This window comes from Congzhengia sp. (genome assembly GCF_037235575.1).
Lineage (GTDB): Bacteria > Bacillota > Clostridia > UBA1381 > UBA9506 > Congzhengia > Congzhengia minquanensis.
Window position 1 is genome coordinate 1 of the sequence record NZ_JAXUNN010000036.1, and the last position, 16,257, is coordinate 16,257.

22 protein-coding genes are annotated in these 16,257 nt (G+C 48.3%); 8 read left to right on the forward strand and 14 right to left on the reverse strand.

Features of this window, described 5'->3' with window-relative positions; genetic code table 11:
• A partial coding sequence (locus tag WIG73_RS08265; RefSeq protein ID WP_337400090.1) for a 4Fe-4S binding protein occupies positions 1–681 on the reverse strand: 681 nt, incomplete at its 3' end.
• A gap of 95 nt (positions 682–776) precedes the next feature.
• Between WIG73_RS08265 and WIG73_RS08270 the strand changes: the two genes are divergently transcribed.
• Positions 777–1,436 (forward strand): Crp/Fnr family transcriptional regulator, encoded by a 660-nt coding sequence (locus WIG73_RS08270; protein ID WP_337400091.1) that lies wholly within the window; start codon positions 777–779, stop codon positions 1,434–1,436.
• Here the strand turns inward: WIG73_RS08270 and WIG73_RS08275 are convergent.
• Complete coding sequence (locus WIG73_RS08275) at positions 1,433–1,675, reverse strand: hypothetical protein (protein WP_337400092.1); 243 nt, start codon at positions 1,673–1,675, stop codon at positions 1,433–1,435. The genes WIG73_RS08270 and WIG73_RS08275 overlap by 4 nt on opposite strands.
• 100 nt (positions 1,676–1,775) lie before the next feature.
• Between WIG73_RS08275 and WIG73_RS08280 the strand changes: the two genes are divergently transcribed.
• Positions 1,776–3,173: a recombinase family protein gene (locus WIG73_RS08280; protein ID WP_337400093.1), complete on the forward strand. Its 1,398-nt coding sequence runs from the start codon at positions 1,776–1,778 to the stop codon at positions 3,171–3,173.
• A complete protein-coding gene (locus WIG73_RS08285) occupies positions 3,160–3,672 on the forward strand; it encodes a manganese catalase family protein (RefSeq protein ID WP_337400140.1) in 513 nt (170 codons plus the stop codon). Before WIG73_RS08280 ends, WIG73_RS08285 begins: the two co-directional genes overlap by 14 nt.
• Before the next feature lie 181 nt (positions 3,673–3,853).
• On the opposite strand, the gene WIG73_RS08290 is transcribed toward WIG73_RS08285, so the two are convergent.
• Genes WIG73_RS08290 through WIG73_RS08315 form a run of 6 tightly spaced genes read right to left on the reverse strand, consistent with a single transcriptional unit; the run spans position 3,854 to position 5,228 of the window.
• Positions 3,854–4,075, reverse strand: coding sequence for a helix-turn-helix transcriptional regulator (locus tag WIG73_RS08290; protein WP_177677298.1), 222 nt, complete (start codon positions 4,073–4,075; stop codon positions 3,854–3,856).
• Positions 4,076–4,096: 21 nt separating this feature from the next.
• A complete protein-coding gene (locus WIG73_RS08295; RefSeq protein WP_177677296.1) occupies positions 4,097–4,318 on the reverse strand; it encodes a helix-turn-helix transcriptional regulator in 222 nt (73 codons plus the stop codon).
• Positions 4,319–4,326: 8 nt separating this feature from the next.
• Complete coding sequence (locus WIG73_RS08300) at positions 4,327–4,545, reverse strand: helix-turn-helix transcriptional regulator (RefSeq protein WP_337400094.1); 219 nt, start codon at positions 4,543–4,545, stop codon at positions 4,327–4,329.
• An 11-nt stretch (positions 4,546–4,556) separates the two neighbouring features.
• Complete coding sequence (locus WIG73_RS08305; protein ID WP_337400095.1) at positions 4,557–4,775, reverse strand: helix-turn-helix transcriptional regulator; 219 nt, start codon at positions 4,773–4,775, stop codon at positions 4,557–4,559.
• An 11-nt stretch (positions 4,776–4,786) separates the two neighbouring features.
• Positions 4,787–5,005 carry a helix-turn-helix transcriptional regulator gene (locus WIG73_RS08310; RefSeq protein ID WP_337400096.1) on the reverse strand — a complete coding sequence of 73 codons (219 nt, stop codon included), beginning with the start codon at positions 5,003–5,005 and terminating at the stop codon, positions 4,787–4,789.
• Positions 5,006–5,024: 19 nt separating this feature from the next.
• Complete coding sequence (locus WIG73_RS08315; RefSeq protein ID WP_337400141.1) at positions 5,025–5,228, reverse strand: helix-turn-helix transcriptional regulator; 204 nt, start codon at positions 5,226–5,228, stop codon at positions 5,025–5,027.
• Here WIG73_RS08315 and WIG73_RS08320 point away from each other — a divergent pair, their 5' ends adjacent.
• Positions 5,229–5,312, forward strand: a complete 84-nt coding sequence (locus tag WIG73_RS08320; RefSeq protein WP_337400142.1) for a hypothetical protein — start codon at positions 5,229–5,231, stop codon at positions 5,310–5,312.
• 603 nt (positions 5,313–5,915) lie between these two features.
• Here the strand turns inward: WIG73_RS08320 and WIG73_RS08325 are convergent.
• The 5 genes from WIG73_RS08325 to WIG73_RS08345 form a co-directional block, all read right to left on the reverse strand.
• Positions 5,916–6,674, reverse strand: a complete 759-nt coding sequence (locus tag WIG73_RS08325) for an ABC transporter ATP-binding protein (RefSeq protein ID WP_337400097.1) — start codon at positions 6,672–6,674, stop codon at positions 5,916–5,918.
• Positions 6,667–7,674: an iron ABC transporter permease gene (locus WIG73_RS08330; RefSeq protein WP_337400098.1), complete on the reverse strand. Its 1,008-nt coding sequence runs from the start codon at positions 7,672–7,674 to the stop codon at positions 6,667–6,669. The genes WIG73_RS08325 and WIG73_RS08330 overlap by 8 nt, the downstream gene beginning before the upstream one ends.
• Positions 7,674–8,642 (reverse strand): ABC transporter substrate-binding protein, encoded by a 969-nt coding sequence (locus tag WIG73_RS08335; protein WP_337400099.1) that lies wholly within the window; start codon positions 8,640–8,642, stop codon positions 7,674–7,676. Before WIG73_RS08335 ends, WIG73_RS08330 begins: the two co-directional genes overlap by 1 nt.
• Positions 8,642–11,230 (reverse strand): FAD-dependent oxidoreductase, encoded by a 2,589-nt coding sequence (locus WIG73_RS08340; protein WP_337400100.1) that lies wholly within the window; start codon positions 11,228–11,230, stop codon positions 8,642–8,644. Before WIG73_RS08340 ends, WIG73_RS08335 begins: the two co-directional genes overlap by 1 nt.
• 128 nt (positions 11,231–11,358) lie before the next feature.
• Complete coding sequence (locus WIG73_RS08345; protein ID WP_337400102.1) at positions 11,359–11,871, reverse strand: adenylate kinase; 513 nt, start codon at positions 11,869–11,871, stop codon at positions 11,359–11,361.
• A 142-nt stretch (positions 11,872–12,013) separates the two neighbouring features.
• Here WIG73_RS08345 and WIG73_RS08350 point away from each other — a divergent pair, with 142 nt between their 5' ends.
• The 4 genes from WIG73_RS08350 to WIG73_RS08365 all read left to right on the forward strand — a co-directional run bounded on the left by WIG73_RS08350 (position 12,014) and on the right by WIG73_RS08365 (position 15,625).
• Positions 12,014–12,601, forward strand: coding sequence for an AAA family ATPase (locus WIG73_RS08350; RefSeq protein WP_337400103.1), 588 nt, complete (start codon positions 12,014–12,016; stop codon positions 12,599–12,601).
• Positions 12,602–12,756: 155 nt separating this feature from the next.
• Complete coding sequence (rodA, locus tag WIG73_RS08355; RefSeq protein ID WP_337400104.1) at positions 12,757–13,884, forward strand: rod shape-determining protein RodA; 1,128 nt, start codon at positions 12,757–12,759, stop codon at positions 13,882–13,884.
• A 16-nt stretch (positions 13,885–13,900) separates the two neighbouring features.
• The gene (locus tag WIG73_RS08360) at positions 13,901–14,752 is read left to right on the forward strand and encodes a DegV family protein (protein WP_337400105.1); all 852 of its coding nucleotides are present in this window, start codon (positions 13,901–13,903) and stop codon (positions 14,750–14,752) included.
• A 33-nt stretch (positions 14,753–14,785) separates the two neighbouring features.
• Positions 14,786–15,625, forward strand: coding sequence for a carbon-nitrogen hydrolase family protein (locus WIG73_RS08365; protein WP_337400107.1), 840 nt, complete (start codon positions 14,786–14,788; stop codon positions 15,623–15,625).
• Between the two features lie 90 nt (positions 15,626–15,715).
• On the opposite strand, the gene WIG73_RS08370 is transcribed toward WIG73_RS08365, so the two are convergent.
• A complete protein-coding gene (locus tag WIG73_RS08370) occupies positions 15,716–15,958 on the reverse strand; it encodes a helix-turn-helix domain-containing protein (protein ID WP_177677267.1) in 243 nt (80 codons plus the stop codon).
• Between the last annotated feature and the right edge of the window lie 299 nt (positions 15,959–16,257).

The following is a 16,257-nucleotide window of genomic DNA, read 5'->3' on the forward strand; positions in this document are numbered from 1 at the left end:
TGTGGAAATGGTAACCACCTGCCACGGAATAAATTTTCCGCTGTTTTGCAGCGCCGTCTTTGCAGCAAATTCCAGCCCGCCGCAGCAGGGCACCTCCATGCGGACAACCGTCACGCTTTTTATATTGTTTTCACGGATAATTTCCGTCAGTTTTTCGGCATAGTCGCCGTCGTCTAACTTCGGGCAGCCAATCAGCGTTACCTTGTTCTTCATAAAATCAGCGTGGAAATTACCATAGGCATATGCCGTGCAGTCCGCTGCTATCAAAAGATTTGCATTTTCAAAATAGGGCGCGTTTATAGGAACCAGCTTAATTTGAACCGGCCACTGGTTCAGCTGGGAACAAACAGCCTGGGCAGATGCGGCTTCAGCCTTGCGCTCCGGCGCTTCCCTGTTTAGCCGTTTCACCTGCGTGCCGGGACAGCCGCAGGCGAGCTTGTTTGCCTGTTCCTTGTTTTTCAAAACCGCCTGCTCATCATAAGCCGCCGCCTCACGCTCAACAAAAGAAATTGCGTCTGTTGGACAAACAGGAAGGCAGTCACCCAGCCCGTCGCAATAGTCATCCCGCAAAAGCTTCGCCTTGCCGTTTACCATGCCAATGGCTCCCTCGTGGCATGCCTGGGCACACAAGCCGCAGCCGTTGCATTTTTCTTCATCAATATGAATAATTTTTCGAATCATGTTTCATTCCTCCTGTAATTTCTTGACTTTTCAATCTGATTATACTATAATCAATTAAAAAAGTACGTTGTTAAAACAACGAAAAGAGGATTTTTATGATCAATTATTCTTTGCTTTCAAACACCATTTTATTTCGCGGAATTGCGCCGGAAGAAATTGCATCCATGCTCAAGTGTCTGGGCGGCAAAACAAAGCGTTTTCAAAAAGACAGCGTCATTTACCCGGCAGGCGGGTTTGCCAAGGCAATGGGCGTGGTGCTTTCGGGCGGCGTAAACATTGAGCAGGGAGATATTTGGGGCAACTGCGCCATCATCGGCAACATCGGCCCCTATGAAACCTTTGCCGAAACCTATGCCTGCCTGCAAAGCGAACCAATGCCCGTCAGCGTCACAGCCGCCGTGTCAACCGAAGTTTTGTTCTTAGAAATCAGAAAAATGATTGACACCTGCACCTCCGCCTGTCCTTTTCACAGCCGCTTGATTCACAATCTGCTGTGGGCCATGGCAGAAAAAAATTTAATGCTCACCCGCAAAATGAACCATATCACGCCCAAGTCCATCCGGGCGCGGCTGCTTTCATACCTGTCCGGCGAGGCGGTGCGCCGCGGGAGCTATCAGTTTAACATTCCCTTTAACCGCCAGCAGCTGGCAGACTACCTGTCTGTTGACCGCAGCGCCCTTTCAAACGAGCTGTCCAAATGCAAGCGCGACGGGCTGTTGGATTTTTATAAAAACTCCTTCAAATTAAAGGTTTAGTCTTGTTTCTTTTGCTGTCTTTCGTTCACCAGCGTCACATTCCCCTGCCCGTCGGTGATAAATTCCGCCGGCCCGGTTGTTTTCGGCAAGCTGCCCAAGGCCGCTGCGTCCAAGCGGGACAAAAGCTGTTTTACCACCTGTCTTTCGTGCCGCTCTCTTTCATAGTCAGCGGTTCTGTCCGCCATCGGGTCATAAACCTCGCTTGTAACGCAAACGCCGCAAATTGTGTGCCTGCTCAAAGGCAATCCCCCCTTTTTATTTAAAATATGAACGAAAAACGATAATAAGACGGCAGCGGAAAAAATAAAATGGATATATACCCAAAACGGAGGCCAAACCATGAAAAATGCCTGCGCATATATCCGTGTTTCCACAGAAGACCAAACGGAATATTCTCCCGACGCACAGCTCGCCGCAATTAAAGCCTACTGCAAAACAAACGGCTACCGCCTGCTGCCGGAATACATTTTTGCCGACGAGGGCAAAAGCGGCCGGGTAGCAAAAAAGCGGCCCGCATTTATGAAAATGATTGCCGCAGCCAAGTCCACCCCGAAGCCCTTTGACGTGATTTTGGTACACAAGTTCGACCGGTTTGCCCGAAACCGCACCGACAGCGTGGTTTACAAATCACTGCTGCAAAAAGAGTTCTCAATCAGCGTCATATCCGTCACCGAAACCATTGAAAACAACAAAATGTCCATCATTATGGAAAGCATGTTAGACGCCATGGCGGAATATTACTCCATTAATCTGGGTGAAGAGGTAAAAAAGGGCATGACGCAAAAGGCCGCCCGGGGCGAGCCGCTCACCACTGCCCCCTTTGGCTACCAAATGGTAAATAAGCGGCTGGTGCCTGTCAGCGCCGAGGCCGAGCTTGTAAAATTCATGTTCCGCACGTTTATAAAAACAAAAAACTACCGTGCCCTGGCAGAAACGCTGAACGAAAAAGGCGTTAAAACCCGCCGGGGCAACCGGTTCGAGTCCCGGGCGGTGGAATATATCTTAAAAAATCCTGTTTACTGCGGATATATCCGCTGGAACCCCGCCGGGCGCACCCGCCGAAACTACAGCCACCCAGACCTGATGGTAGTGAAAGGAACGCACGCCCCATTAGTGTCTGAAGATGTGTTCCGTGCCGCGCAGGACGCCATGTATGAAATTAAAAAACGGTATCCGCCTCACAGGGGCAAATCTGCGGAAGCCAAAACAAAATCTCACTGGCTTACAGGGCTGGTGCGCTGCGGCACATGCGGCGGCGCAATGGTAAACAGCAACGGTTACTTTGTTTGCAATGGCTATGTCCGCGGAAAATGCACAGAAAGAAACGCAATTCATAAAGATGTTCTAAGTGAAATCGTTTTAACCAAGCTAAAGCAGGACTTCCACAAAACCCACACCTTTGCGTATGCTCCGCCTAAAAAAAGCGCCACAGAAAATGTCGAAACCGGTATCAGCCATCTAACACTCCGGCTCGCCCGGGCAAAAGACGCATACCTTGCCGGCGTGGACACCTTAGAGGAATATACTGAAAATAAAACTTGGTTAACAGCCGCCCTTGAAACCGAAAAGAACCGGCTGTCACGCCTTAGCGGTGATGCGCCTGCCGTTTCGTTTTACGGTCAGTTTTCCTACCTGCACCCGCCGTTTGGCGGTGGAGCCAGCGCTGGGCTGTTTCTGAAATCTATCACCTACAGCAAGCAAAAATCGCAGCTTTCCATCGCTTATTTCTTGTATTAAGCTTTTTTTATATCAAACGCCGTCCGGCGGTCCTGACGGTGAAATGGGCGCATCCATGCGTTATCTTTCCCAGCGTTTTGCAATGCAGAACGACGAAGTGAAAGCCATTTTAAACGACATTGGCACAGAAGAATTGGCGCACCTTGAAATGGTGGGATCCCTCGTACATCAGCTGACAAAAAATGCAACTTCTTCTGAAATTGAAAACAGTCCCTTTGCAACCTATTTCATTGACCACGGCAAGGGCGTTTGGCCCACCTCTGCCGCAGGCCAGGCATTTACCTCAATGAGTTTTGCAGTAAAGGGCGACCCGATTACAGACCTTGTTGAAGATTTGGCAGCAGAACAAAAAGCAAGAACAACCTATGACAACATTTTAAGGGTTTCGGATGACCCCGACGTAAACCGCGTTATCTCCTATTTAAGAATGCGTGAAGTGGTTCATTTTCAAAGATTTGGCGAAGCGCTGGACATTGTTCAGTCTCAATGTAAAAAATAGAGAAACCAAAAAAGGGCAAGCCTCAGAAGTAAAAAATCACTGATTGAGGCCACGCCCTTTTTAACTTTTATTAAAAACAGATACAAAAATCCCCCTTACCGCGTTTATGCATTTCGTTTCGGGTTATCCGAACGGCCGACAAGGTAATCAAGAGATATGTCGTAAAAGTCAGCAAGCGCAATTATCGGTTCATGTTGGGGTTATTCGTTCTTCCGACAAGATAGTCGATTGAAACATCAAAATAATCAGCCAAAGCTATCAGCATTTCGTAATTTGGCTTTCGCTCATCTAATTCGTAATTCTGAATTCCGCGCTCACTCGCCCCAACCTCAATTCCAAGTTGCCTTTGGGTAAGATTATGAAACGCCCTTAACGACTTTAAATTTTCACTAAAAACAGACACAAAAAATCCCCCTTGCCGCGTTTATGCATTTCGTTTTGGGTTATCCGAACGGCCGACAAGGTAATCAAGAGAAATGTCGTAAAAATTGGCTATTGCAATTAATGCAGTGGCTGTCGGCACTACTTTTCCATATTCGTAATCCTGATAATTTCGAATTGAAATATGCGCGTTATCCGCAACTTCCTTTTGCGTGATATGTAACTCATTTCTAAACCGTTTTAACCCCTCTGACAAGTTCATCATAAACTCCCCTATCGGTAAATTTTTGGGTTGTCCGTTCTGCCGACAAGATAATCAATTGAAACGTTATAAAACTCGGCTATCGCGATCAGCACGGTGGCTGAGGGCACAATTTCGCCGTATTCATAATTTTGATACGTTCTTACATCAACATTTGCGTGTTCCGCTACCTCTTTTTGTGTTTGGCCAAACTCGTTGCGAAAGCGTCTAAGCGCTTTTGATAAATTCATCCTAAACTCCCCTATCGGTAAATTTTTGGGTTGTCCGTTCTGCCGACAAGATAATCAATTGAAACGTTATAAAACTCGGCTATCGCGATCAGCACGGTGGCTGAGGGCACAATTTCGCCGTATTCATAATTTTGATACGTTCTTACATCAACATTCGCATGCTCCGCTACCTCTTTTTGTGTTTGGCCAAATTCGTTGCGAAAACGTTTAAATGCACCTGATAAATCCATTAAAAACTCCCCTATCGATAAAATTTTGGGTTGTCTGTTCTGCCGACAAGATAATCAAGAGAAATGTTAAAAAAATCGGCAAGCGCAATTAAAACCTCAAATGCTGGGCGCTGCTCGTCTGCTTCATATCGCTGATAGTTCCGAACTGCTACGCCCACTGCGTCGGCAACTTGCTTTTGTGTGCTGTGCTTCCCTGCCCTAATTTCACGCAGGCGTCCGCCGAATGTCATAAAAAATTCCTCCGTGCAATTATCGGTTCATGTTGGGGTTGTTCGTTCTTCCGACAAGATAATCGATTGAAACATCGTAAAAGTTAGCAAGCGCGACTAATACGTCTGCTGTAGGTTGACGCTGACCATACTCATATCGCTGGTATGTGCGCAATGAAAGCCCTGCCGCAGCAGCTACTTCAGTTTGAGATATGAATATGGAGAAAGACAGCCAACGGCAGATGTGTTAGTCGCTCTTGCAGATTATTTTAATGTATCTATTGATTATATTGTAGGCCGGACAAATAATCCAAAAATTTACCGTTAATAGTTGGGGAGACATTAGATGATTGATTATGCAGACCGTTTAAAAAAAATAAGGTTAAAAATGGATTTGAAACAAATATGTACGCAATGGTATGCCAACTTCTTCAGCAATATCTTTTTGTCTTAAATTCTGTTCCTGTTTTAGTTGTTGCAAACGCTCACATAATTTTTTCATAATAATTCTCCTAAATCATAAAAAAACACTTGACATGCCCGATTGGTCGTGTTATAATATAAACATAATATGCCCATTCGGTCATATTTGTAATCAAAAAAAGTGCAGAAATGCAGACAGACCGGGGCCGTTTTCAATTGTTCGTGACAGTTCAATTATAACATCTGGCTCTTTGTTTGTCAATCTTTGATTGCGCCCGGGCGGCCCTCTGACGGGAAAAGCCGCCCAAACAAACTCAACTGAGTGCGGGGGACGGGTGCGTCCAAATTTGGATATGCTCAATAATTTATGTATCTGTGTGTGTGATTAAATATAAACATAAGACACGCCCGCCCCTTTGCGCGCGTTGTAAAACGCTAATCCCTAAATAATAATCCCCCTGAAAAGGCTGCTTCCTATCCTTTGGCGGCCTTTTCGTCCTGCTTTCATTTACGCGGTAAACACCACAAACTGCTGGCCGTCTTCATAAAAAATATGCTTTTTTACGCCGAAAACGTCCTCTAACACGCGCTGCTCTAAACACGCCTCAACGCTTCCGGAAAAGGCAACGGCGCCGCCGGAAAGCACCACCAAATTGTCGGCATGGCGTACCGCCTGCGACAGGTTGTGCATCACCACCATCAGCGTTTTTTTGTGTCTGGTTTTCAGCTCGGAAAGGGTTGTTAAAAACGACGTTTCATAGGCCAAGTCCAGATAGGTAGTAGGCTCGTCAAGCACAATGAGCCGCGTTTCCTGCGCCAAAATCATGGCAAGATAGGCCCGCTGCCGCTCGCCGCCGGATAGGCTGCTCACAAACCGCCCCGCCATATGCTCTAACTTCATGGCGGAAATTGCGTTTGCCACCGCCTCAGTGTCCTGCTTTTGGGGACGTTTGCCAAAATCGAGATAAGGCGCCCGGCCAAACATTACCAGCTCCTGCACCGTAATGCGGGGGCTGGTCAGCATTTGCGGCAAAATAGAAATTGCCTTTGCCCGCTCGCCCGGGTACATGAGCGTTATATTCTGCCCGCGGAACAAGATTTCGCCGGTATAGTGCAATTGCTGGCCGATTGCCGCGCACAGGGTAGATTTTCCGCATCCGTTTTTCCCCACAACCGCCGTAAGCTTGTGGGGCGTCAGCGAAAAGCTGACGTTTTTTAACACCTGATGTGCGCCGAATCCGGCGCATAAATTTTTCACTTCAAGCATAGTTCCCCCCACTTTTTTTCAGCAGCAGTCCAAAGAAAAACGGCGCGCCAATGGCCGACATAACAATTCCCACCGGAATTTCGGTTGGCGCCAAGGCCACGCGGCCCAGCAAATCGCCCAACAGCACCAGCACAGCGCCCAAAATGGGTGCAGCGGCCAAAAGGCGTTTTGTGTTCATGCCAAACAGCCTGCGGGCAATGTGCGGTACCACCAGCCCCACAAATCCCAAAAGGCCCGCAAAGCTTACCACCGCCCCGGCGGAAGCGCTGGCCAAAATGAGGCACACCGTGCGCAGCAGGCGCACCCGCACCCCCAAAGACGAGGCCAGTCCGTCGCCCAGGCACAGTAAATTAATTCTGCGCGCAAGGCACAAGCACAGCCCAATGCACACAAAAACCACTGCGCCGGGCACAATTAGGCTTTTTGCCTGCACACCGGAAAGGCCGCCCACACTGAAATAGTTATAAGCTGTGAGCACGTCGGCGTCTAACAGCGAAAGAAACGAAATGGCGGCGTTTAGAATTGCCGTAAACGCAATGCCCGCCAAAATGAACGTTTGTTTGCCGCCGCCGATTTTGTTTGCCGCCGTTAAAATGAGCAATGTGGTGCCAAACGCGCCGGCAAACGCCGCGGCAGGCACAAAAACAAACGCCGCCGGAAAAAAGCTAAGGCACAAAATTACCATAAAGCCCGCGCCGGAGCTAACGCCGATAATGCCTGGGCTTGCCAAATCGTTGCCCGTTACGCTTTGCAAAAGCACGCCGGAAACAGAAAGTCCCGCCCCGGCAAGCACCGCGGCGGTTAGGCGCGGCAGACGCACGGCATAGAGAATGAGCGTTTCGGTTTCAAACCCCTTTTGATGAAAAAGACCGCCGAAAAATGCGCTCCACGAAAGGTGTGCGCTGCCCAGCCGCAGGGACAGCACGGCCACAGCCAGCAAAATAGCCATAAGCGATGCCAGTTCCAGCGAAAAGGGCAGGCGTTTTTTTATTGCTTTCATCAGCTTAGTCCCGTGTAGAGCAGGTCGTAAAGATATTCATAGGCCTCGCCCCACCGCGCGTTGGGCTTAAACTGGAACAGGTCTTTGGGCAAAAAGTGCACCTGTCCGGTTTGCACGGCGGAAAGCCCCTGCCACAGGCCGCCGGCAAGCACACTTTCCATATAGGCCTTTGCCGCGGCTTCGTTTCCCATGGTGGAAACAAAAATGTGGGCCGGGTTTTCGGCCAGAATTTCTTCAATGCTTAAGCCGTCCAGCAGCACGGCGGCGTTTTCCGCTATGTTGCGTGTGCCCAGCTCGTTTAACATAACGCACACAAAATTGTCTTTTGCGGTTTTCGCCTTGGTGGCGCTGGCTGTGGAGCCTGCCCGCACAAACAAAATGCTGTCCTGCGGCACAGACATCGTATCTTCGGCCCTTTTTTTCACTTCGTTCACCTTTTCCTCCACATCTGTTCCATAGGTTTTATAGTTTTCAAAATTGCCTGTGATATCAGTGCAGATTTTCAGCATGTTCAGATAGTCGGAAAACGTTTCTACATGGAACACCGCCGCCGGAATGCCGGATTGGTTTAACAGCTTTGCCGCTTCTGCCTGGGCCGCTATGTCCGCCGAGCAGATAACAAAATCCGGCTTATAGGAAAGCAGCCGCTCGGTATCAATGGTTTTGCCTGCGCCGCCGTCAACCAACAGGGCAGTTTCGTCTGCAAACCCGCGTTCTACGCTTTCACCAACGGTGACGGCTGTTTCGCCTCCAGCCAGCTTCCACACCTCCGCGAAAGAGGAAAACAGCACCGCCGTCCGCTTCGGCGCTTCGTTTAACACAACTTTTGTGCCCGCATGGTCCACAAAGGTGTAATAGGCGCCACCACCGGAAAGCTCGGTTGTGGTTTTGCCTTTCCCACAGGCGGCAAGAGGCAAAGCCGCCACTGCCGCCATGAGCAGAATAAAACAGTTTTTTATAAATTTCATCAGCAAGTCGCCCCGCCTTTTAAGTGTTTTTGCGCCGAAATGTTTTCGGCCTTGCGCTGTAACAATTCGTCAGACAACAACTGCTCCTCCACAGTTTCAAACCCTAAGCGGGCCACCGTGTCGGAAAACCGCTCGCCGGTAATTCCCTGCTCGCGGAACAAAAGAATGGCCTTTTCCACAACGGAAAGCAATTCTTCTTCGTTTGTGAACACCTTGCCCAGCATCTGACCCCGGGCAATTTTTTTACCCCACCGTCCGCCGATGTAAACCCGGTAGCCGGTTTTCGCGCTGTCAAACGCGCCGAAAGGACATTTTTTCACGCATCTGCCGCAGTTGTTGCAGCTTTCAGAAAGGACAATTTTGCCGTCTGTAACTGCCGCCGCTTTCATAGGACAGACGTTTTCAACGCGGCAAACCTTACAGCCCCGGCATTTTTCCAGGTCGATTTGCGGCACGTTTGCACCCACAATGCCCAAATCGTTTAAATCGGGCTTTACGCAGTTGTTGGGACACCCGCCCACAGCGATTTTAAATTTGTGGGGGAGCTTTACCTCCCGGTAGCCCTGGTAAAACCGGCGGTGAATTTCGTCCGACAGGGCAAAGGTGTCGATGTTGCCATACTGGCACGTTGTCCCCTTACAAGACACCACAGGCCGCACCTTAGAGCCTGTTCCGCCGGTTTCTAAGCCTGCCCGGCTCAAAAATTCCCGCAGCGGTTCAATGTTTTCATAAGGCACGCCCTGAATTTCCATTGTCAGGCGGGTGGTCATGGTAATTTCGCCGCTGCCGTAAATTTTGGCCGCTTCTGCAATTGCCTGGCTCTCCTCCGCCGATATTTTTCCGTTCCGGGTAATTACCCGGCAGTTAAACTTGTTTTTTGTGGTTTTGTCCCGCAAGAAACCCAACCCTTTCACCCGGGTTACGTCTTCGGGGGAAACTTCCGCCTCGCCGTCTGTTTTTAGCACGTTAAAGCTGGTGGAGCCCTCTAACACCTTTGTGTTGGTGTAGCCAAAATGGCGCAGCCTGTTTTGCAGGAAATAGGCCCGTTTGCCCCTGGCACAAACCAGCAGCAGCTTGTCGTCTTTATTTAAACCCTCCACCTCGCCGTTTACTTTTGTCAGGTCTACAAACTTTGCGCCGGGAATGGCCGGCACGCCGGAGGCGTCAATCACGCGGTAACCCTCTGCCGCGCCCCGCATATATTCCGCCGGGGTAAAGCTCTTAAGTGCGCCGTTTAACTTGTTTTGCAAAACATACACCGCCTGCACAAAGGGGTGAATGGCAGTGGAAAACGGCGGCGCATAGGCGTAGTCTGCGTTTTCAAAGTCCTCAAGCCTTGCGCCCATATTCAGTCCCGTTACCGCAATGTCTATCATTTTGTCCACAGCGCCGGGGCCCAACACCTGCACGCCCAACAGCTTGTGGGTTTCCTTTTCAACAATGAGTTTGGTGGCAAAAAACGCCGCATCGGGATAGTAGTGCGCCTTGTCATCGGTTACGGCAACGGCGCAGACAGCGTTATACCCCAGCTCGCGTGCCTGGGCCTCTGTCAGCCCCGTTCTGCCGCAGTTTAAGTCCGGCAGTTTCACCACCGAGGTTCCTAAAACGCCGGGATAGGTTTTTGGCTCTCCATGGTCTTTTCCGCTTAAAATCTGGGCCAGGGTGCGGCCCTCCAGATTTGCCGAAGAACCCATGGGCGACCACTGGGGCGCGCCGGTCAGCCTGTTTTTCACCATTGCGCAGTCGCCGGCGGCATAAACGTCCGGCAAATTCGTTTCCATTTGCCCGTTCACCACAATGATTCCTTTCACCATTTCCATTCCCGTGCCGTTTAAAAACGCGGTGTTGGGACGCACGCCGGCAGCGGCAATCACAATTCCGCAGGAAAATTCTCCGGCTGAGGATTTCACGCCGGTAACGGAACCGCCGCCCAAAATCTCCTCCGCTTTGGTGCTCAAATATACGCGAATTCCCTTTTTCTCCAAATGACGATAGATAAAGTCTGCCATTTCAAAATCGAACACGCCGGGCATCACCTGGTCTGCAAACTCCAGCACCGTGACGGAAAGGCCCTGCTTCTGCAAATTTTCTGCAACTTCAAGGCCAATGAACCCCGCGCCAATTACCACCGCCTGCTTCACATTGTGTTTTTGAGCATAGTCACGGGCAGTTACAGCGTCTTCCGGGGTGCGCATTTTAAACACGCCGGGAATGTGAATGCCAGGGATTGGCGGAACAGCCGCCGACGCTCCTGTGGCAATGACCAGTTTGTCGTAGGAAAATTCCTCTTCGGCCCCTGTGTCTAAATTTTTTGCGGTAAGCACTTTTGCTTGTGCGTCGAGGCCGGTGGCCTCCATGCCCGTGATAACATCCGCTCCGGTAAGGGCGGCAAATTTTTGCGGAGTGTTTACCACCAGCTCTTCCTCGGTTTCAATCAGGCCGCCCACATAATAGGGCAGGCCGCAACCGGCATAGGAAATATCACGGTCTTTTGTTAAGAGGGTAACATTAATGCTTCTGTCTTCCCGTTTCAGCTTAGCCGCTGTTTTGGTTCCTGCGGCAACGCCGCCAACAATTACTACATTCATTTTGGTTTCTCCTTATTTTTGGTATCGGCGGCAGCAGTGCGCGGCGCCTGCACATTCAGGTTTTAATGCTGTGCAGACCGCTGCGTTGCCGCCCTTCACTTCGATTTGTTTTCCATTCATATTCTAATTTACAATTCGATATCTACATAATAACTTTCATCAATCAAAATGTAATCACAGTTGTGCTGTTTGCACATATCGCGATAATAAGCGTTTTCTTCAAGGACAGAATTCGTTGTACACCACGAATCATCAACGCGCTGCTCAACTGCATTGGCGTAATATTTAATATCCGAAAAGTGATTTTTTATATATTTTTCGCTCATCACGAGGCAGTAATATTGAATTTCTTTCACATATTCGCCAGTAAAATCATTTTTCCAGTCAAAGGGAATATAACCACCCTCTACCACAAGATTCTGTTTGTTTTCAATAGCAGTTTTCATCATTTCTCGAATGATCGGCCACATATAGGCTTCTAATTCTCTGTCATCTTCGGGAGTTAAATCTGTGTTGCCGCTTCGTATTAAGCCCATTTTCAAATGGTCGATAGAAAAATAAGGATATTTATATTTTTCAAGAATTTTCTGTGCCAGCAAAGTTTTCCCTGTATGAGAGGCACCTGTAATTAAAAGAATCATTTTGTCATCTCCAACAAACAAGGTTTTATATTATTTATTTGTGATTGTAATACAGATATGGGCATATGTCAATAACTCCAGCAAAAAAACCGCTTGTTTTTTTCCGTTTCATTTGATACAATGGCAGCGAGGTGAACAACTTATGCTAATTTGGATTAACGGCGCATGGGGCAGCGGAAAAACTCAGACAGCAGCGGAACTTTGCAGGCGGACGGAGCACTCATTCTTTTACGACCCGGAGGAGGTTGGATATTGCCTGCGCAAAACAACGCCGAAAGCACTGTGGCACGACGATTTTCAGGACAATCCCCTGTGGCGCGCCATGAATATTACCATGTTAAAAAAGCTGTGCCGCGACTATGACGGCGTGATTGTCGTTCCCATGACGGTGATGAACAAAGCTTATTTAAACGAAATTCTTAGCGCGCTCAGGGCGGATGGCGCAGCAGTGCAGCACTTTACGCTCATTGCAAGTGAGCAAACCATTTATAAGCGGCTGAGAAAGCGGTTTGAGGGGAAAAACTCCTGGGCGGGACGCAGGGCAAAGGACTGTGTAACCGCGTTTTTAAGCCCTGTGTTTGAAACGAAAATTGAAACGGACGAAATAACGATTTCTCAGGCCGCGGAAGAAATTGCAAAAAAAGCGGGACTTGCGCTTTTGCCCCGGGACAGAGCGTTGAAACGTCAAATCAGGCGGCTGAAAACCCAGCTGAATGCCATAAACAAATAACCCGCCCGGATTAATACCCCGCAAAAGGCGCAGCAGTGCAGGCAAACGCTTTCATAAATTCGAAAAAATTTGGGAAAATAAGAAAAATGACTTTACCAAATATGAAAAATCTGATATAATAAATAGGAAGAAATTGCTAATTGGGAGGCCGCGTTTTGAGAAAGGATTTGCTAAAGAAACATTTTTCCCATTTGGATTATGGGGTAATTGCACTTGCGCTTCTTCTCACAGGCGCTGGGCTTATTTTTATCTACAGTGCCACCCAAAGTGCAGAAAGTGTGCGCAAAATTGCGGTGCAGGCCCTTGCAGCGGTTTTGGGCATCGGGCTGATGCTGGCCCTTTCATTTGTGGACTACCGCGTTTATAAAAGCTATGCAACCCACATTTACATTGCAAGCCTGGCTGTTTTAATTTTTGTTTTAATCTTTGGCAGCGGACGGGAGGAAACCGGCGCAAACAGCTGGATTCGGTTCGGCGGCATTGGAATTCAGCCTTCTGAACTTATTAAAATTGCGTTTGCCGTGGTGTTTGCCTACAAGCTGTCTGCGGCAAAGGAAGCGGGAAAGCTCAACGACATAAAAGAAGTGTTAAAGCTCACCGCATTCTACGCCGGTATCACGGGCCTTGTAATTTTGCAGAATGACACGGGCACGGCCTTAGTGTTTACGTTCATGTTTGCGGCCATGTTTTTTGTAGCGGGAATCTCCATGAAATATGTCCTGTCGGCCTTAGGCGCCGCCTGCCTGCTGCTGCCCCTTTCATGGCTGGTAATGGCGCCCTATCAGAGAAACCGGATTATGGTGTTTTTTAACCCCGAATTAGATCCCACCGGGGCGGGCTATCAGGTTTTGCAATCGAAAATTGCCATTGGCTCCGGCGAGCTTTTGGGACGGGGCTATTTAAACGGCCCTCAGAATCAGCTTTCCCTGCTGCCCGAGAAAGAAACAGACTTTATTTTCGGCGTTATCGGCGAAGAATTTGGTTTTTTGGGCTGCGCTATTGTGGTAATTTTGCTGTTTTTGCTGGTGCTTCGGGTGTTTGGCATTTCCAAAACCGCAAAGGACGACGCAGGCAGCCTCATCTGCGTGGGTCTGGGGGCTATGCTGTTGTTCCATGTGGTGGAAAATGTGTGCATGTGTTTAGGGCTTTTGCCCGTGACCGGCATACCGCTGCCCTTTTTAAGCTATGGCGGCTCGTCTTTGGTGACAAACTTTTTGGCCATTGGCCTTGTTTTAAACGTTCATAACGTTTCAAAAGAACTTAGTTTTAATAAATATGATTGAAAGGAAACATAAAAATATGGCAGACATTCAAATTATTACCGACGCCGGGTCGGATCTTTTAAAAGAGGAACAGGAGCGGTTCGGCATTGAGGTTATTCCCATTAAAATTACAGCAGACGGCAAGGACTATCTCTCCGGAGTAGACGTGTTCTCTGACGAGTTTTACGAACTGCTGGAAACCTGCAAGGAAATTCCTCACACGTCCCAGCCCTCCACGGCGGACATTTATGACGTGTTTCAAAAACACATTGAAGCGGGGAAACAGATTTTGGTTATTTCCCTTTCGTCCAACGCCAGCGGGTTTTATAACAACATGCATCTGGCAAAAAATATGATTTTAGAGGAAAACCCCAACGCGGTTATCGAAATTTTAGACAGCAGGTCCTTTGCCTATATCTACGGCCAGGCGGCAATAAATGCCAGCCAGATGGCGAAAGATGGCATGGGCATTTTAGAAATTAAAGAAAAAACAAAAGAATTCATTGAAAGCTACGGCGTGTTTGTCATTCCGAAAAGCCTGACCTATCTGGAAAAAGGCGGCAGAATTAACAAGGCCTCGCTGATTTTCGGCAACATGCTGGACCTGGCTCCTGTGCTCACCATAAAAGACGGGCTGATGGAGGCTGTGGGAAAGGTGCGCGGCAGAAAGAAGCTGGCTAAAAAGCTATTTCAATATTTAGTAAGCCACGCCCCGGATCAAACCGGAAAAGACCTAATTGTGGTAAACGGCAAAATGGACGAAGAAACAGAAGAGCTGCTGGGCTATTTAACCGAGCAATTCCCCGGGGTAAACATTACCAGGGCCAAGGTTGGCCCCACCATTGCCACTCACATTGGGCCAGTGTTCGGGGTGTTTTTTCAAAAATAAAACCGGGCATTATTTAGGCTTAAGGAAAAGGGTGTGAAAAAACTGTCAAATTTGAAAATTGCTGTCCTGCAAAAGCGTGCAGGACAAAATTGTGAGCAAAACACAAAAGATGGGCTGGCGTATTTAAGGCAGGCAAAGCAGATGGGGGCAGACCTTTTGTTGTTCCCCGAGTGTTTCATCACCGGCTATGCACTTCCTATTACAAACGACGAGGCGCTGGGCGGTGACAGCCCATACATAAAACAGTTCTGCCAGGCGTGTTCCGAGCTTTCCATAGGAGCGGTGGTCACTGCGTTTACCAAAGGGAACGCAAGGCCGCAAAACAGTGCTTTTGTCATTGGCCGCGACGGGCAGATTTTAATGAAATACAGCAAGGTGCACACCTGCGCCTTTTCCGACGAGGCCTGCTTAGAGCGCGGAACCGGTTTTTGCGTATGCAACTTCGATGGCGTTACCCTGGGTGTGATGATTTGCTACGACAGGGAATATCCCGAAAGCGCCCGGGAGCTGATGCTTATGGGCGCGGAGCTTATCTTGGTTCCCAACGACTGCGGCGCTATGGAGCCGCGGCTTTGTGCGCTGAAAACCCGGGCCTATGAAAACATGTGCGGGGTTGTTATGGCGAACCCGCCGGGCAAAGGGGCCGGCCAGTCCTGTGCGTTCTCCCCCATTGCGTGGGATGATGATGGGGAATGTCTAAATATGGAGATTTTTGTCGCAGGAGAACAAGAGGAAGGGTTGTTTCTGGCGGACTATGATTTATATAAACTTCGAGATTACAGAAGCAGTGAAATGATGGGCAACACCTTTCGGAATGTACCCGCTTACAGACATTTGATGGATGAAACTGTCACAGAACCCTTTATAAGGTGACGAATTGTGACATAAAAAGGACAAGAGCGGTGCTGTTTGAATAGAATCGCTAATTATAAATTGGCAAATCACTTGCTGTCTTATGCGTCTTTATTCAAATTCTTCATCAACCTCTTTAAACGAATCTGCAGAGAAAAACTCTCCAAGGCCAATTCCTAAACCATCGCAAATTTTCTTAATGGTGTCAACCTGAGGCCGCTTACTGCCTGTGTTTATGATGTTGTTTAAAGTAGACTGCGTCATTCCGCACATTATGGAAAGCTTGTTTATGGTGATTTGCCTCTGCTCGCAAAGCTCCAAAATGCGTTTGGCTATGGCTTCTTTCAGTGTCATTCAAACTCAACTCCTAAATATAGAGATAGTATCACAAAAATACGGTACTATATTCATTTTAATTGTTTCATTTGAAAAAATTTAACTATATGCAGTTTACTTTATGAACTTTATGTGATATAATAGATTACGTGATAGCGATATCTGCCGTTTTTTTAGGCGCGTTACGTCTGAAAATAGTTAAGGATATGCTCTTTTCGTGTATCTTGTGTGTGTGATTATATATTAAATATTTTTCGTCCTTTTATTTTCAGACGTAAGTTAATAATAGGACAAAATTTTGTTCCGCGCCTAAAAAA

Excerpts from the sequence above, each read along its gene's own strand:
- WIG73_RS08270 (WP_337400091.1), top strand. The coding sequence starts at position 777 with ATGATCAATTATTCTTTGCTTTCAAACACCATTTTATTTCGCGGAATT.
- WIG73_RS08280 (WP_337400093.1), top strand. The coding sequence starts at position 1,776 with ATGAAAAATGCCTGCGCATATATCCGTGTTTCCACAGAAGACCAAACG.
- WIG73_RS08295 (WP_177677296.1), bottom strand. The coding sequence starts at position 4,318 with ATGATGAACTTGTCAGAGGGGTTAAAACGGTTTAGAAATGAGTTACAT.
- WIG73_RS08300 (WP_337400094.1), bottom strand. The coding sequence starts at position 4,545 with ATGAATTTATCAAAAGCGCTTAGACGCTTTCGCAACGAGTTTGGCCAA.
- WIG73_RS08305 (WP_337400095.1), bottom strand. The coding sequence starts at position 4,775 with ATGGATTTATCAGGTGCATTTAAACGTTTTCGCAACGAATTTGGCCAA.
- WIG73_RS08310 (WP_337400096.1), bottom strand. The coding sequence starts at position 5,005 with ATGACATTCGGCGGACGCCTGCGTGAAATTAGGGCAGGGAAGCACAGC.
- WIG73_RS08325 (WP_337400097.1), bottom strand. The coding sequence starts at position 6,674 with ATGCTTGAAGTGAAAAATTTATGCGCCGGATTCGGCGCACATCAGGTG.
- WIG73_RS08330 (WP_337400098.1), bottom strand. The coding sequence starts at position 7,674 with ATGAAAGCAATAAAAAAACGCCTGCCCTTTTCGCTGGAACTGGCATCG.
- WIG73_RS08335 (WP_337400099.1), bottom strand. The coding sequence starts at position 8,642 with ATGAAATTTATAAAAAACTGTTTTATTCTGCTCATGGCGGCAGTGGCG.
- WIG73_RS08340 (WP_337400100.1), bottom strand. The coding sequence starts at position 11,230 with ATGAATGTAGTAATTGTTGGCGGCGTTGCCGCAGGAACCAAAACAGCG.
- WIG73_RS08345 (WP_337400102.1), bottom strand. The coding sequence starts at position 11,871 with ATGATTCTTTTAATTACAGGTGCCTCTCATACAGGGAAAACTTTGCTG.
- WIG73_RS08350 (WP_337400103.1), top strand. The coding sequence starts at position 12,014 with ATGCTAATTTGGATTAACGGCGCATGGGGCAGCGGAAAAACTCAGACA.
- WIG73_RS08360 (WP_337400105.1), top strand. The coding sequence starts at position 13,901 with ATGGCAGACATTCAAATTATTACCGACGCCGGGTCGGATCTTTTAAAA.
- WIG73_RS08370 (WP_177677267.1), bottom strand. The coding sequence starts at position 15,958 with ATGACACTGAAAGAAGCCATAGCCAAACGCATTTTGGAGCTTTGCGAG.